Annotated in this window: 14 protein-coding genes and 4 pseudogenes; 12 read left to right on the top strand and 6 right to left on the bottom strand. The window is 68.4% G+C overall.

Annotated features, from left to right (window positions below):
• Nucleotides 1-33 precede the first annotated feature (33 nt).
• From DIE02_RS26470 to DIE02_RS26525, 12 genes and pseudogenes are all read left to right on the top strand, one after another.
• A complete protein-coding gene (locus tag DIE02_RS26470) occupies nucleotides 34-813 on the top strand; it encodes an outer membrane lipoprotein-sorting protein (RefSeq protein ID WP_124487613.1) in 780 nt (259 codons plus the stop codon).
• A 20-nt stretch (nucleotides 814-833) separates the two neighbouring features.
• Nucleotides 834-2138, top strand: a complete 1305-nt coding sequence (locus tag DIE02_RS26475; protein ID WP_409362238.1) for a hypothetical protein — start codon at nucleotides 834-836, stop codon at nucleotides 2136-2138.
• Nucleotides 2139-2154: 16 nt separating this feature from the next.
• Nucleotides 2155-2571: a DUF4345 domain-containing protein gene (locus DIE02_RS26480; protein WP_124487615.1), complete on the top strand. Its 417-nt coding sequence runs from the start codon at nucleotides 2155-2157 to the stop codon at nucleotides 2569-2571.
• Nucleotides 2564-3718, top strand: a complete 1155-nt coding sequence (locus tag DIE02_RS26485) for a triacylglycerol lipase (protein ID WP_260427387.1) — start codon at nucleotides 2564-2566, stop codon at nucleotides 3716-3718. Before DIE02_RS26480 ends, DIE02_RS26485 begins: the two co-directional genes overlap by 8 nt.
• 18 nt (nucleotides 3719-3736) lie before the next feature.
• Nucleotides 3737-4747 (top strand): lipase secretion chaperone, encoded by a 1011-nt coding sequence (locus DIE02_RS26490; RefSeq protein ID WP_260426338.1) that lies wholly within the window; start codon nucleotides 3737-3739, stop codon nucleotides 4745-4747.
• 423 nt (nucleotides 4748-5170) lie between these two features.
• Nucleotides 5171-5947 carry a Crp/Fnr family transcriptional regulator gene (locus DIE02_RS26495; protein WP_124487617.1) on the top strand — a complete coding sequence of 259 codons (777 nt, stop codon included), beginning with the start codon at nucleotides 5171-5173 and terminating at the stop codon, nucleotides 5945-5947.
• A 140-nt stretch (nucleotides 5948-6087) separates the two neighbouring features.
• Entirely contained in the window at nucleotides 6088-8487 is a 2400-nt protein-coding gene (locus tag DIE02_RS26500) for a bifunctional diguanylate cyclase/phosphodiesterase (protein ID WP_124487618.1), read from the top strand.
• Between the two features lie 20 nt (nucleotides 8488-8507).
• Nucleotides 8508-9245: a TenA family transcriptional regulator gene (locus DIE02_RS26505; RefSeq protein WP_044848403.1), complete on the top strand. Its 738-nt coding sequence runs from the start codon at nucleotides 8508-8510 to the stop codon at nucleotides 9243-9245.
• Nucleotides 9246-9362: 117 nt separating this feature from the next.
• Nucleotides 9363-10109: a winged helix-turn-helix domain-containing protein gene (locus tag DIE02_RS26510; RefSeq protein ID WP_124487619.1), complete on the top strand. Its 747-nt coding sequence runs from the start codon at nucleotides 9363-9365 to the stop codon at nucleotides 10107-10109.
• Nucleotides 10110-10295: 186 nt separating this feature from the next.
• Nucleotides 10296-10493: pseudogene (locus DIE02_RS36140) on the top strand (acyl-CoA dehydrogenase C-terminal domain-containing protein); the annotation flags it as partial.
• 140 nt (nucleotides 10494-10633) lie between these two features.
• On the top strand, nucleotides 10634-11614 hold the full coding sequence (locus tag DIE02_RS26520; RefSeq protein ID WP_124487620.1) for an NADPH:quinone oxidoreductase family protein: 981 nt from the start codon (nucleotides 10634-10636) through the stop codon (nucleotides 11612-11614).
• A 91-nt stretch (nucleotides 11615-11705) separates the two neighbouring features.
• Nucleotides 11706-12143, top strand: a complete 438-nt coding sequence (locus DIE02_RS26525) for a nuclear transport factor 2 family protein (protein ID WP_124487621.1) — start codon at nucleotides 11706-11708, stop codon at nucleotides 12141-12143.
• An 83-nt stretch (nucleotides 12144-12226) separates the two neighbouring features.
• Here DIE02_RS26525 and DIE02_RS26530 read toward each other — a convergent pair whose 3' ends face one another.
• From DIE02_RS26530 to DIE02_RS26565, 6 genes and pseudogenes are all read right to left on the bottom strand, one after another.
• Nucleotides 12227-12427 (bottom strand): hypothetical protein, encoded by a 201-nt coding sequence (locus tag DIE02_RS26530; RefSeq protein WP_044848408.1) that lies wholly within the window; start codon nucleotides 12425-12427, stop codon nucleotides 12227-12229.
• Between the two features lie 413 nt (nucleotides 12428-12840).
• On the bottom strand, nucleotides 12841-13143 hold the full coding sequence (locus tag DIE02_RS26540; RefSeq protein ID WP_124487623.1) for a DUF3331 domain-containing protein: 303 nt from the start codon (nucleotides 13141-13143) through the stop codon (nucleotides 12841-12843).
• A gap of 350 nt (nucleotides 13144-13493) precedes the next feature.
• Nucleotides 13494-13700, bottom strand: a pseudogene (locus tag DIE02_RS26545) (hypothetical protein); the annotation flags it as partial.
• Between the two features lie 12 nt (nucleotides 13701-13712).
• A pseudogene (locus DIE02_RS26550) lies at nucleotides 13713-13925 on the bottom strand (hypothetical protein); the annotation flags it as partial.
• A gap of 57 nt (nucleotides 13926-13982) precedes the next feature.
• The gene (locus tag DIE02_RS26555) at nucleotides 13983-14936 is read right to left on the bottom strand and encodes a LysR family transcriptional regulator (RefSeq protein WP_124487631.1); all 954 of its coding nucleotides are present in this window, start codon (nucleotides 14934-14936) and stop codon (nucleotides 13983-13985) included.
• A 658-nt stretch (nucleotides 14937-15594) separates the two neighbouring features.
• A pseudogene (locus DIE02_RS26565) lies at nucleotides 15595-15750 on the bottom strand (hydrolase); the annotation flags it as partial.

Here is a 15750-nt window from a genome sequence, read left to right on the forward strand (position 1 = left end):
TTTTTCGTTCACTTCACTTTCGGGAGAGCGCCCGTGCGTCGCCTGTTCGTTTCATGCTGTCTGAGTCTTTCGTTCCTGGCCGGCGTCGCGCCTGCGCAGCCGGCGCCCGATCCGCAGAAGGTGCTCGCCGCGAGCGACGCGATCCGCACGCCGGAGAAATCGTTCGTGTTGACCGCGACGCTCGTCGAGTACCGGTCCGGCAAGCAGGTCGACGGCAATACGCTGTCGATCCATTCGAAGCCCGACGCGCCCGGCGGTGCGTTCCGCACGCTGGTGCGCTTCGTCGCGCCGGCGCGCGACACGGGCAAGCTGATGCTGAAGAACGGCAACGACCTGTGGTTCTACGATCCGGCGAACCAGGCCAGCGTGCGGATCTCGCCGGACCAGCGGCTGCTCGGCCAGGCCGCCAACGGCGACGTCGTGACGGTCAATCTCGCGCACGACTATACGGCCGCGCTGAAGGGCGTCGAGGACATCGTCGACGGCGACCGGCAGACCCGTCGCGCGTACCGGCTCGCGCTCGCCGGCCACGGCGACGGGCTCACGTACCGGCGCATCGAGATCTGGATCGACGCGGCGAACAACCGGCCGCTGAAGGCACGCTTCTATTCGGAAAGCGACCGGCTGCTGAAGACCGCGTTCTATCGCCGCTACACGATGCAGCTGGGCGTCGAGCGGCCGACCGAGACCGTCATCGTCGACGGGCTCGACAGCAACTGGGTCACGGTCATGCGCTTCTCCGACTACGCGTGGCGCGACATTCCCGATGCATGGCTGCAGCGCGACTACCTGTCCCGCTTCCAGGCGCAATGACGGCGCGGCGCCGAGGCCGGATCGCGGCGCTCGCGTTCGTGCTGCTGCCTGCGCTCGTGCGTGCAGCGGATGCGGGTGGAGCGGGTGGAGCGGGTGCGGCGGATGGCACGGCCGGCGTCGACGCGGCCGATGCCGCGGCGCTCGCGCTGGCCGACCAGCCGGCCGCGACGCCCGCCGACACCGCGAAGCCGTGGAAGCTGAACGTGCAGGACGCGCTGCGCACGAGCCGCTATCGCGACGGCGGCGAGGCCGGCCGCAACCAGCTGTCGATCGAGTTCGAATACGGCCAGTGGCTGACGCCGTCGTTCGCCGCGCATTTCTCGATGCGCTTCGACCGTTTCGATCCGCTCGGCACGTCGCGCACGTCGTCGCGCGACGTGACGCTCGTGAAGGAAGCGTATGCGAGCTGGCGCGCGTCGCCCGCGTTCGTCGTCGACGCGGGGCGCGTGAACGAGCGGCTCGGCGCGGCGATCGGCTACAACCCGACCGACTTCTTCCGGGCCGGGGCGGTGAGTCTCGACGTGCCGCCCGATCCGGACAGCCGGCACACGAACCGGCTCGGCACGGTCGGGCTGCGCGCACAACAGGTGTGGGACTCGGGCTCGCTCGCGGCGCTGCTGTCGCCGCGGCTCGAGCGCCGCAGCCTGCCGGGCGATCCGGCCGCGTCGACCGACCTGCAGCGCACCAACGGCGTCGACCGCTGGATGCTCGTCGCGAGCCAGCGGCTCACCGCGGCGATCCAGCCGCAATGGATCGTCTACGGCGAAAGCGGGCAGGCGCCGCAGTTCGGCCAGAATCTGAGCGTGCTGCTCGGCAACTCGGTGGTCGCGTACCTCGAGTGGACGGGCGGCTACCGGCGCTCGCTGATCGCGCGTGCCACCGGCGCGGCCGACGATCGTGCGTTCCGCACCAGTTCGTCGGCGGGCGCGACGTGGACGCTGCCGGTCGACCTGTCGCTGACCGCCGAATTCCAGAGCAACGGCGGCGGCGCAAACGCGGCCCAATGGCGGTCGTTGCAGCGCGCGAACCCGCTCGCATGGGGCCGTGCGGTGCAGACCTCGATTGCCGCGCAGGAACTGCAAACCCGTCACGGCATGTTCGTGATGGCGGCGTGGCGAAATGTCGGCGTGCGTCGCCTCGACCTGTCGGGCTTCGTGCAGGCCGATCTCGGCGGCGGCCGGCAATACTGGCTCGAGTTGCGTCGGCGTTTCGACCGCTTCGACGTCGCGCTGCAATGGCTGCATCAGGGTGGGCCGTCGTGGAGCCGCTTCGGCGCGATGCCGGAGTCGACGAGCGTTCAGGTGCTGGGCATTTTTTATCGATGACGCAAGGAGAATTCGAATGAGCAAACGCGCGCTTCAGGCGGCGACCGCCGTGCTTGCGCTGGTTCCGACGATCACCGGAGTGCTCGGCATGATGGGCATCCATGATCCGCTGTACGCGTCGCTCGGCATCGCGCTGCCGGCCGACGCGACGCTGGACGGCAACCTGCGTTTCTATGCGGGCGTCTGGCTCGGGCTCGGGCTCGCGGCGTTTTCGGTGATCCCGCGCATCGAGCATCAGGGGCGGCTGTTCGCGACGCTGTGGATGATGATCTTTCTCGGCGGTATCGGGCGGCTGATTTCGCTCGCGGCGCTCGGGCTGCCGTGGCCGCCGTTCGTCGGCTTCACGGCGCTCGAAGTCGTCGGCGCGCCGCTGTTCATCGCATGGCAGCGGCGCATGGCCGCGCATGCCGCATGGGAGCACGCGAATGCATGACTTCGACATCGACCAGCGCATCGCGCCGCGTCGTCGCGCCGATGCGGCCGTGCGGGGCATCGCGGCAGCGTTCCTGCACGCCGTGGCGGCGCGACGCGTATCGCTCGGGTACGCACGGCTCATCGCCCGTATCGCGCTGCTCGCGTGGGTCCTGCTGGGCCCGGCGCAGGCCGGCGCGCAGACGGCCGTCGACGACTACGCGGCGACCCGCTATCCGATCGTCCTCGTGCACGGGTTGACCGGGACCGACGACTATTTCGGCATCCTGCCGTACTGGTACGGCATCCAGGCCGATCTTCAGCGGCATGGCGCGACCGTCTACGTCGCCGACCTGTCCGGTTTCCAGGGCGACCTCGGCCCGAACGGGCGCGGCGAACAGTTGCTGGCCTACGTCAAGCAGGTGCTCGCGGTCACGGGCGCGGCCAGGGTGAACCTGATCGGCCACAGCCAGGGCGGGCTGACGTCGCGCTACGTGGCGTCGGTCGCGCCCTCGCTCGTCGCGTCGGTCACGACGATCGCGACGCCGCACCGCGGCTCGCAGTTCGCCGATTTCGTGCTGGGCGCGCTGAAGCTCGACCCGACCGGCCTGTCGACGCCGATATTCGGTGCGCTGCTGAACCTGTTCGGGATCCTCACCAGCGACACGCACAACACGAACCAGGATGCGATCGCGGCGCTCAACGCGCTGAGCACGCCCCATGCCGCGCAGTTCAACCAGCTGTTCCCGAGCCCGGGGCTCGGCGCCGGCGCGTGCGGCACCGGCGCACCGGTCGAGACGATCGGCGGCAACGTGCATCTGCTGTACTCGTGGAGCGGGGCCGCGTATCAGCCGGTATCGCTGCTCGGCATCGTGACCGGCGCGGTCGACACCAGCGTGATTCCGGTCATCGATCCGGCGAACGTGCTGGATCCGTCGACGCTCGTGTTCCTGACGGCCGGCAACGTCATGGCGCTGGCCGGCGCCGGCCCGAACGACGGTTTCACGTCGACCTGCAGTGCGCGGTTCGGCACGGTGATTTCGACGCGCTATCGCTGGAATCACTTCGACGCGATCAACCAGCTGCTCGGCGTTCGCGGCGCCTATGCGGAAGACCCGGTCGCCGCGCTGCGCGTGCAGGCAAACCGGCTGAAGCAGCAGGGCGTCTGAGCGATGGAGGTCCGGACCATGCTGTCCCGCGCGGTGTTGTACGGCGCGACCGGGGCGATCGCCGCGGCCGCCGTTTGGCACGCGTTCGGTCGTCAGGCTGCGTCGACGGCTGCCGTGGCCGCCACGGATACCGCGCCGCCCGGCCACGCCGCGCCGAGCGGTGCGGCGGTGCCGCGGCCGGTGCTTGCCGTGTCGGATGTCACGCTGCCGGCATCGCTCGCGGGCGCGCGTGCGCCGCGCCTGCCGGTCGGGCCCGGCGGGCGCCTCGCGCACGCGCATGCGGTGCGGGAATTCTTCGATTACTTTTTGCTTGCGCAGCATGACCTGACGCCCGCGGCGCTCGATGCGCTGGTCGCGCACGAAATCGCATCGCAGCCGATCGGCGAGCCGGCCCGCCGCGATGCGCTCGATCTGTGGCCGCGCTATCGCGCGTGCATCGCCGCGTTCGACACGCTGCCGGGCGCGCTGCCGGCAGGCGCCGGTCTCGATCCGGACGGCATCGCAGGCGAACTCGAGCGGCGTGCGGCGCTCGCGCGCCGCTGGCTCGGCGACTGGAGCGCGCCGTTCTTCGACGCGGAATTGCGGCGGCAGCGCGGCGATCTCGACCGGATCAGGATCGCGCGCGATCCGACGCTCGACGACGCGCAGAAGCGCGCACGCCTCGCCGCACTCGATCAGGCGTTGCCGCCGGACGAGCGCGACGCACGCGAGCGCGCGGCGCGCCAACGCGATGCGCTTGCAACGCTCGCGCGGCTCGACGGCCAGCGCGCGACGCCCGATGCGCTGCGTGCGCAGCTCGGCGCCGAAGTCGCCGCGCGCGTCGAGCGGATGCAGCAGGGCGACGATGCGTGGCGGGCACGCTATCGCGATTACGCGGCCGAACGCGACCGGCTCGACGCGCAGCCGCTTGCGCCCGACGCGCGCGATGCGCGGCTCGCGCAATTGCGGCAACGCGACTTCCCGGATCCGGCGGACGCATTGCGGGCCGCATCGCTCGACGCGGGCCGGGCCACGGCATCGGCGCACTAGCACCCGTCTCGGACGTGCACGCCGTCACGGCGCTCACACCTGACGAGGGAGAAGTGTGGGATAACCCACACTTTCCGCATTCTTTTCGATTCGGGAATGATTTTAATTTCCAGTGTAAATCGCATTACCGCGCATTGACATTCATGCGCCGTTTTCAATGATTCATTGCGCAATCCGTTTTATATGGGTGGGATTTAAATCGCCAATTTTTTATTGACAATGCAAGTATCTTCGGATGGCGAGCCGAACTGTCAAATTACTTCATGTAACAAAAGCGGAGTGTCGCGTACGGTTGGGCTGCGTGATACCTTTTTGCTCAATGTCACCGCGCTGAAAAGGCGGAGAAACCGTTAAACCGGTGCGGTGAAAACAGCAGGAAGGTCCGGTGGCCGAGGGGCAGGGATACAACGTACGAGGTGCGCCGTGATACATCAGGCCAACAACGTCATCGAGTTGCCGCATGCACTTGGTGCCAATCATTTCCTGTCAGCGCTCGACGGAATTAACCGTTCCGAATTGGCGCCTCATCTGATGCTTTCGAATCTCGAGACCGGCCAGGTGCTGTGCGATGCCGGCGAGAATCTGGAGGCCGTCTATTTTCCGGTGACGGCGGGCATTTCCCTGCAATACACGGCGGGCGGCAAGACGACACTCGGCGTGACGGAAATCGGCCGCGAAGGCATCGTGTGCGACGACGTCATCGGCAGCGCGATGCAGCGCCGCGTCGTCGTCTACCGCGGCGGGTTCGCGTACCGGCTGTATGCGCGCCGCTTCGCGGACGCGTGCGACGTGTCGGCGGCGATCCGGCGGCAGGTCTTCGTGCGGATGCAGCTGGCGTTGTCCCAGGCGTCGCAGGTCATGTTCTGCAGCCGTCATCACGTGATGCGGCAGCAACTGGGCCGCTGGCTGCTGATCGCCTACGAGCGCGCACGCAGCATCGAAATCCCGGTCACGCACGGCATGCTGGGGCAGATGCTGGGCGTGCGCCGCGAGACCGTCACCGATGCCACGCGGCAGCTTCACGAGCTCGGCCTGATCCATCAGCATCGCGGTGCCATCGTGCTCACGGATCTCGCCGGTCTCGAACGGCAGGGCTGCGATTGCCATCGGGTCGTGCGCGACGAAACACGCCGCATTCTCGCGACCGATGCCGGTACGGATGCCGGCGCCGAGTTGTCGCGCCGCGTCCGGACGACATAGTCGCCGGCACCGCGTCGTGGCGCGATGGCATGCACGGCGGCGCGGCGCGCAAAGGGAACGGGGAGGTGCCTGGCGCAGGCGGTGCGGCGACGCGTCGGGCAGGCGGCATCGACAAGAATCAGAAAAACAGTCATTCACGTATGGAAAACATTTCGAAGCTCCAGAGTCAGCGCAGCTCGTTCCACGTGTGGCCATGGAGTCCGGCGCTCGGCATCCTGCCGATCGTCGTCGTGGTCGTCGCGCTGGCCGGGTTCGTCGCCGTCAGCCTGATCGTGATCATGTCGTTGCGCGTGTACGTCGGCGGCGAAAGCAGCTGGTCGAAGGCGCAGAAGGACGAGATCCTGCTGCTGAGCCGCTACGGGCAGACCGGCGACGAAAAGCTGTTCGACGAATACCTAGCGGTCGACCGGACCCTCACCTTCCTCGGCGCCGCGCGCCGCGCGATGACCAGTACGCCGCCGGACCACGGCGTGGCGCGCCAGGCGCTGATCGAGGCGGGCATCAATCCGGTCGATGCGGCGGCGGTGGTGTGGTTCTACCCGATCCTGAGCAGCTTCGCACGCCTGAACGCCGCGTTGCAATACTGGGAGGACGCGGACCGGCAACTGGTCGACCTGCGCAGGATCGCCAACGCGCTGCACGCGTCGGTGCATGCGGACGACGTCCGGCGCACGAGCAGCCTGAACCACGCGATCTGGGATCTCAACGCGCACATCGAACCGCTGCCGAAGCGCTTTTCCGACGAACTGAGCGCCGAATTCCGCTCGGCCGTCATCCAGCTGTTCCTGTCGTACATCGTGGCCTCGCTGCTGATCATCCTGCTGTCGGTGCGGTGGGCGAGCCGCGCGCAACGCCAGCAGGTGTCGATGCAGACCGAGCTGGACCGGAGCCAGGCATTCGCGGCAGCCGCGCTGCGCTCGGTCGCCGATGCGATCGTCACGATCGGCCTCACGCGCGGTATCGAGACCGTCAATCCGGCGGCCGAGCAGCTGCTCGGCACGTCGTCGCGGCAGTGTGTCGGCAAGCCGATCAACGACGTGCTGGACCTGATCGACACCTCGACGGGCATGTCGATCAAGCTGCTCGCGTCGCTCGGCAACCGCAGCGACCCGACGTTCACCCGTGATCTCGACCTGATCCGCGTGTGCGGCTCGGCGGTGTCGGTGCGCGCGTCGCTGTCGAAGATGGACAACGCCGCGGGCCGCTGCGTCGGCTACGTGCTGATCCTGCGCGACATGACGCGCGAACACCAGTTGATCGAGAAGCTGACCTGGCAGGCGTCGCACGATGCGCTGACCGGCCTCATCAATCGCACGGCGTTCGAGCGACGCCTGGGCGACGCGCTGGCGCAGCGCGGCGGCGGGATGCTGCTGGTGCTCGACCTCGACGGCTTCAAGGAAGTCAACGACGTGTGCGGCCACGCGGCCGGCGACGCGCTGCTGCGCGACGCGACCGCGGTGTTCGCGCGCAGTCTCGGCCACGACGACGTGTTCGGCCGGCTGGGCGGCGACGAATTCGGCATCCTGCTGCCGGCCGGCCGCGACGGCGCGCCGGACGGCGGCAAGGCGGAACGCCTGCGCGCGAGTCTCGAGGACTTCACGTTCCTGTGGGAAGGCGAGCCGTTCAAGCTCAGCGTGAGCATCGGCGTGCTGGATCTCGCGTGCCGGCCCGAGAGCGTCGAGAAGGCGATGCAGATGGCCGACGTCGCGTGCTACGTCGCGAAGGATCGCGGCCGCAACCGCGTGCATGTCGCGGATTCGCGCGACATGCATTCGAGCCGCCAGGCGTATCACACGCAGTGGAGCCGGCGCGTGAAGACGGCGCTCGAGACGAATTCATTCCAGTTGTATGCGCAACCGATCGTGCCGATCCAGCCCGCGCTCGGCGCGCGGGAGCGCGCGGAGATCCTGCTGCGCATTCCGGACGCCGACGGCAAGCTGATCTCGCCGGTGTTCCTGCCGGCCGCCGAGCGCTACGGCCACATGACGATGATCGACCGCTGGGTCGTACGCACCGTGATCCGGCGCCTCGCGCGGCTCGAACAGCGCCGCTACGTCGAATACAACGTGAACCTGTCGGCGATGTCGATCACCGACGAGCGCTTCGTGGAGTTCGTGATCGCCGAACTGTCGGCGTCGGGGCTCGACCCGTCGCTGCTGTGTTTCGAGATCACGGAGACGAGCGCCGTGCGCAACCTGGAGGTCGCGTCGCGCTTCATGTGCGAGCTGCGCGACCTCGGCTGCCGCTTCGCGCTCGACGACTTCGGCGCCGGCATGTCGTCGTTTTCGTATCTGCGCCAGTTGCCGATCGACTACCTGAAGATCGACGGCGGCCTCGTGTCGACCATGACGTCCGACAGCATCAAGCGCGGCATCGCGTCCGCGATCAACGACATCGCGCACGTGATGCAGTACCGCACCGTCGCCGAGCACGTCGAGGATACGGCGACGGCCGAGATGCTTCGCGCGCTGGGCGTCGACTATTGCCAGGGCTATTACTTCAGCCGCCCCGCGCCCTGGCAGGAAGGGGGATTCCATTGAACCAAGCGAGGAACGAACGCATGAGTGCTCCATTTGAACTGACCGGCGACCTGATGGACCTGGCGAGCTATCCGGCCTGGCTGCGCGACGTGGTCGGCGCGACCGACGAACTGAAGGCGCGCGTCCGTGCGCATCCGGTGTTCGCGGCGATGAGCGGCGGGACGCTGCGCGCGTCGCAACTGCGCGCATTCTTCGTGACCGGCTGGGCGGTGGTCAGCCAGTTTCCGGAATACATGGCGATGAACCTGGTGAAGACCGCCGCCTACCGGTCGCGCGGCGACGAGAAGGCGCGGCGCTATCTGATCCGCAATATCCGCGTCGAGCAGAACCACGTCGATCACTGGGCCAACTGGGCGGCGGAATCGGGCGTGACGATCGACATGCTGCTGCGCGGCGACGCGCCGCTGGCCGGATTCTCGCTGAGCCACTGGTGCTGGAAGAGCGGCAGTACCGACGCGCTCGCGCCGAGCATCGCCGCGACCAACTATGCGATCGAGGGCGTGACGGGCGAGTGGAGCGCGCTGCTGTGCGCATCGCCGTACGAACGGCAGTTCGATCCGGCCGTGCGGCATCGCGCGATGCGCTGGCTCAAGCTGCATGCCGACTACGACGACCGGCATCCGTGGGAGGCGCTCGACATCGTCGCGACGCTGCTCGGCCAGTCGCCCGCGGCGCGCGACGTGCGGGACGTCGAGACGTCGATCCGCAAGAGCCTGAGCTATTTCCTGACGAGTCTCGATTGCTGCATGCATGTGTAGTCGCCGGCGTCGTGCGCGCGCGGGTTCGTGCGGGCCGCACCCGGCCGTTCCGGCTGGAAGGCGGGCCGGCGTGACGTCGCGATGCGCCGTGCGGGCCGTCGTGCTGGACGATTTTCCATGGCCACCCAAGTTCTCGTCGTAGAGCCCGATCCGCGCATGCGCGACAGGATCCGCGTGCTCCTGCGCGGCTGCCAGATCGATACGTCGGCGCTCGACGATGTGTCGATGCTGCTCGCGCACGTGAGCGCGGCACCGCCCACCCTGATCGTGTTGCGGGTCGAACGGCCAGCCACGACGTTCTACATGGCGCTCGGCGCACTGCGGCGGGCCGGTTACGACATGCCGGTGATCGTGATCAGCCGCGACGCGCAGGTGGTCGACAAGGTCGTCGCGCTCGAGATCGGCGCGGACGACTATGTCGTGGAGCCGTTCGAGCCGATGGAGCTGGTCGCACGCGTGCGCAGCGCGATGCGCCGCTACGCGCCGAACCGGCCGGAGTCGCCGCGCGGGCCGCGGAATGCCGAAACCTATGCGTTCGGCGACATCGAGGTGAATTTCGTCACGCGGCGCGCGACCCGCGCGGGAGACGACCTCGGGCTGCGCGCGAGCGAATTCGCGCTGCTCGAACTGTTCATCTCGCAGCCGCTGCGCGTCCTGTCGCGCGCGGAGATCCTCGCGCTGCTGGGGCTGACCGTGGCCGGGCGCTCCGAGCGCGGGCTCGACGTGCTGATCTTCCGGCTGCGCAACCTGATCGAGCAGGCGGTCGGCGACTATCGCTACATCCGCACGGTGCGCGGCAAGGGCTACATCTTCGTGCCGCTCGGCACGCTGGCAGACGACGCGGCCCCCCCGCCGCACGCGTGAGCGGGGCGCGGGCACGTCGGGCATCGCGCCCGGTGCGTCGCGCGCCGGCATCGACCAACCTTCGCCTGCGCATGCCGCCATCGCCCCGGTTCACCATCGGGGCGACCCGCCATTGTCGGTTTAGAACGACCGTGCTAAATTTCCCGCCAGCATTGGCAGTCGCCGACCCGATCATCCGGTTTCGGAGCCTTTGGTCATCGGGTCGTCGCGTGGCCGTGGCTCGACGTGACGCTCGCCGCGCACGCGTGCGATCGCGATTTCCACGCCGGCAAGCGTGCCGCCGCGCGTTACTTCTTTCGCCGGGAGCTGCCGAAGGTGGATGCGCAGCTCGACCTGCTGGCGAGCGCCGATACGACGACGCTCGAGATGCGCGACGCGTGGTTCAGAGCGCCGCGCAGCACGAATGATGGTGACGCGGCGCGGGCCGATGCGCGTGCGCTGCGCGCCGATCGCGCGGGCGCGTCCCGCTGCCGTATCGATGCCGTATCGCTGCGCGACGACGTCGCGCGAGGAGAGAGGAGAGCATGAAAGCCCTGTTGTGTACCGCATTCGGCCCGATCGACCGCTTGCGCATCGAGGACGTCGCGGTTCCCGAACCGGCCGCCGGCCAGGTGCGGATTCGCGTGAAGGCGGCGTCGCTCAACTTCCCCGATGCGCTGATCGTCCAGGGGCTCTATCAGGTGAAGCCGGCGCTGCCGTTCTCGCCCGGCGCGGAATTCGCCGGCGTGATCGACGCGGTCGGCGACGGCGTGAGCGCCTGGCGGCCCGGCGACGAGGTGGTCGCGTTCACCGGTCATGGCGGTTTCGCGGAGCATTGCGTGGCTGACGTGCAGCAGATCGCGGCGCTGCCGCCGGGGATGACGTTCGAGCAGGGCGCGGCGCTCGTGCTGGCCTACGGCACGTCGCTGCATGCGCTGCAGCAGCGCGCGCGCCTGCAGCAGGGCGAGACACTGCTGGTGCTGGGCGCGGGCGGCGGTGTCGGGCTGGCCGCGATCGAGATCGCGAAGGCGCTGGGCGCACGCGTGATCGCGGCCGCGTCGAGCGCGGACAAGCTCGCGCTGTGCCGCGCGGCCGGCGCCGACGACACGATCGACTATGCGACCGAGGACCTGCGGCGCCGTGTCGACGAACTGACCGGCGGACGCGGCGCGGACGTCGTCTACGATCCGGTCGGCGGCGCGTACAGCGAGGCGGCGCTGCGCGCGACCGCGTGGCGCGGCCGGTTCCTCGTGGTCGGCTTCGCGGCCGGCGAGATTCCGAAGATCGCGCTGAACCTCGCGCTGCTCAAGGAGCGCGACATCCTGGGCGTGTTCTGGGGCGACGCGGTGCGGCGCGACCCCGCGCAGCATGCGGCGAACATGCACCAGCTCGCGCAATGGTTCGCGGCCGGCAAGGTGCGGCCCGCGATCACCGAGCGCGTGCCGCTCTCGGGCGCGGCCGACGCAATCGCGCGCATGGCGAGCCGGCAGGTGAAGGGCAAGGTCGTGATCCTGCCGGACGCGTGACGGCGCCGGCGCGGCATCATGCGGCGGCGACCCGAGCGGGCGCCGCCTTCGAGCGGGTTTCTTTCGTGTGACGTTACCGGAGTCGTTGAGCATGCAACCCCTGTCGAATCTGCAACCCGCCGTCGCGGCATCGCTCGCGACGTGGCACGCGATGCTCGCGCGCAAGGATTTCAGCGAACTCGACACGATCGTCCATCCGGACGCCGTGTTCCGCTCGCCGATGGCGTTCAAGCCGTACGGACCGGCGCCCGCGCTGCTGCTGGCGCTGCGCACGGTGCTCACGATCCTCGAGAACTTCGAATACCACCGCGCGTTCGCCGACGACGACGGCACGAGCGTCGTGCTGGAATTCAGTGCGACGGTCGGCGACAAGCGGCTGAAGGGCATCGACATGATCCGCTTCGACGTCGACGGGCGGATCGTCGAATTCGAGGTGATGATCCGGCCGTTCAATGCGCTGCAGGCGCTCGGCGCGGCGATGGGCGCGCGGCTCGGGCAGCAGTTGCCGGGGTTCAAGATCGGCGGGTGAGCGGCGGGCCGCCGGCCGGTGCGGAAAATGTCGCCGGCGCAACGCGACGGTCGCGCTCGCGTGCGGCGCCAGCCGGGCGCGCGTCAGTGAGTCTTGATCCTGACGCTGTAGCCCGCATCCTCGAACGCGACGACGAATTCCTCGGGGAACAGCCACGACTCGACCTTCACGTGCGACGTCGCGCGATCGATCTCGACCTTGGCGTCGGGATCGACGCGCCAGATTTCATGTTCGACCGCGCGGGCGGTATCCTCGTCGAGCGAGTGGTCCAGTACGAATTCCATGATCAATTTCCTGTTTTGACGGCCGCATTCACATGAGCGAGAGCGGCCGGTTGGCGAACGAAGCCGATGACGTCGACGGGATCGGACAACATGGGTCGACGATACGCGCGATCGCGTCGAACGATAAGCCGGCATGCGCGTGACGCACTGTCGCCCGTTGATCAACGAATCCGGTGAAGCGTGTGCGAACGGGCTTCCGGAGTGCGAAAGATGCGTTGCAGCCAAGATCGACTTGGCTCGCAGCGATGCGCGGCTCACTTCGCGCCAGTGAATTGCCGATGAAGCAAGTACCGTTCCGCGCGATCGATGTTGCACGACACGGCACCGCATCACACCACGCACAACGCACAACGCACAACGCACAACGCACAACGCACAACGCACAACGCACAACGCACAACGCACAACGCGCATCACGCATCGAGCGACGCCACCGCATCGGCCGCGATCATCGCGAGGTGATTCGCGGGCCGCGGCCGGCCGGTCGGACGAAACACGGCCTCGCCCTGCACGATGGCGCGGCCCGAATACGCGCACCGTCCGTCGCGCCGTGCGACCGCGCGGCGCCATTTCTGTTCGCCGTAGTGCAGGCGGCCGCTTTCGACCCAGCGGACCAGCAGCGATTCGTGCGACCACTCCAGCAGCGTGACGTGAACCTGGCTGCGACCGGGTGACGATGCGCGCGGCGCGATGCCGACGGAAGAGACGGTCAGCATGATCGATTGCTTTCGGCGCGACCGCCGCGGCGCCGATCCGCATCGCGCGGCAACGAACGGCACTGCATCGGCCGCCCGGTGCGGCGCCGGAGTTCGTGAGTTACGCTGAATGCCATTGCCAGTCTCCTGCCGGCCGGCGAGGCCGGCGCGGGGTCGATCGAGGCCGCGCGCGCTCGACGCGGCCGGTTCGGGATGCGTCGACGGAGCGGGTGCGCAGTACGTACCGCTCGCATCGCCGACGAACGCCCAGTGTAAAAGCGCATGCCGGGCCACCGGAAGGCGCGCGAACAAGAACATGGTGTTGCCCGATATCGAACACGGGCGTGCGTGCCTACGGCCGCACCACGGCATCAAGTGCGCGTATCCGGTGCCGCGCCGCGCGCCATACCGTCCAGCCGGATCCGGACCGGCACGCGCTGCGCGAGCCGCACCCACGTGAAGATCGGGTTGAGGTCGGCGAGCAGCGTCGCGCCGGCCGGATTGTCGCGATCGCTGAGGCCGCGCGCGACGCTTTCGACGTGTCCGGTCAGCGACGGCCCGCCGGACAGCAGCCGGATCGCCGGCATCATCAGGATCACGACCGTCACCATCGCCATGCGTGGCGCTGCCAGCTCCAGCCGCATCGACACGCCCACCGCCAGCACGACGGCGACGATGGTATTCGCGACATGGATCAGGCGCGCGCCGTCGGTTCGGCCGTATTCGCGGCTCACGCCGAGCAGCATGCGAGCGAACGCCGCTGCGTTGACAGGCCTGGCCAGCGCGGGCTTGGTCGGCGGCATGGCGTGACGGCAGGACGGATCCGGTGGGACGGCGGCGACACGGTGGCGCGCATCGCGTCAGACGGAATCCGTCGACAGCATTTCGACATGCAGCTCCTTGTCCGTGCCGGCGGACGACGGCGGATCGAGCAGCGCGATGCGCACGTGTTCGATGAACAGCTTCAGCTTGTTGCTCGCGTACGGATTGCGCGGATAGACCGCGTAGATCACTTCGTCCTGCGGTGCTTCATCGGCGAGCACGCGCACCAGCCGGCCGTCGCGCAGGCAGTCGTCCGCGATGTAGCGCGGCAGCATCGCGATGCCGATGCCTTGCACCGCGGCGTCGCACAGCGTTTCGCCGTTGTTGGACAGGAACACGCTGCCCGGGCTGATTGCGCGCGGCTTGCCGAGGCTGCCGGGCGTCGTGAACGTCCAGGTGGCCGACGGCGCCGTATGGCTGTAGTTCAGGCAGCGGTGCTCGAGCAGCGCGTCGATCGAGTCCGGTTCGCCGTGAGCGGCGAGGTAGTCGGGACTGCAGACGACGACGCGCTCGCATGCGGCGACGCGGCGTGCGATCAGCGCGCTGTCGGGCAGTCGCGCGGAGCGGATCGCGACGTCGAAGCGCTCGACTTCGAGGTTCATCGTGCGATCGTCGGTGTCGAGCGTGACGCGCAGCTGCGGATGCGCGGCGGCGAAGGCCGCGACCGCCGGCCCGAGCAGGCGGCGAGTGAGACTCACCGGCGACGTGATGCGCAGCTCGCCGCACAGTCCGTGCGAGCGTTCCGCGATTTCTTCGGCGACGTCGACGAGCCGGCGCATCGATTCCGACGCGGCACGATAGAAGATCATGCCGTCTTCGGTCGGCGTTACGTTGCGGGTCGAGCGCATCAGCAGCTGCACGCCGAGCGTGCGCTCGAGGTCGCTGATGCGCTTGCTGACGACGGACTTCGACAGGCCGAGCCGGCGTGCGGATTCGGTGATGCTTTGCCGCTCGACGGCGAACAGGAAGGCCTGGATATCGTCTATGTTCAGGGATTTCATGATGCTGTCCGAGGGGCGTCGGGCATGAGTAAAGGGCGGCCGTTTGCTGCGCTGCCACGCATGCCGAGGCGATCGACGGGCGACGCGACGGCGGCGGCCGGCCGCGCGAATCGTGTGACGAAAGCGCGGCGCGCGGCGGCATGCGCCGAAACGGCTGCAACGCGTGGGAAACGCGACGCGCCGCCGGCATGTCGCAGCCGCGCGAACGACTTCGCGCGGCTGCGCTGCAACGCGGCACGAACGGGCGGTTCGGGGGCGTGGCGGGTTACGCGAGCTTGATGCGAGTCCGATGCCGTTGGCAATCCGTATGAGTCCAAGCGTAGTGGAACGTGTCGCCTGTCGATAGCCGGGCCGGATGGTCCTCAGTGTTCCGTGCAGGGAACAATCGATCGCGCCACCATCGGGGACGGCACGATCTGCGAATCGCTGCCGGTGCTTGCCGGCGCGGCGGCGGGCTTCAGGCGATCTGATCGAGGCGATAGACCTCCACCGTGTCGACGGCATCCCAGTCGCGAGCCTGGAACGCCGCGATGTGCGTGCGTATTCGTAACGGATCGGAGGGAATGCGTCGACGCAGGGTGGTGTCGCGGTTGCGACCGCCGGTATCCGGACGGTCGCAACCGCACGAAACGGCATGCGCCGTCGCGGCTCAGTTCTTGTCGTACGAGAACTGGATGCCCGCGGTGCCGCTGGTTTCGATGAACAGGTTGATGAATGCCGGAACGGTTGCGCTGCGCGCCCAGTCGCGCTGCAGTTCGCAGAACAGCTGCGCGACGCTGATCATCTGGCCGCCGGCCTGCTCGAT

It is taken from the genome of Burkholderia sp. Bp8991, from assembly GCF_003853795.1.
GTDB lineage: Bacteria > Pseudomonadota > Gammaproteobacteria > Burkholderiales > Burkholderiaceae > Burkholderia.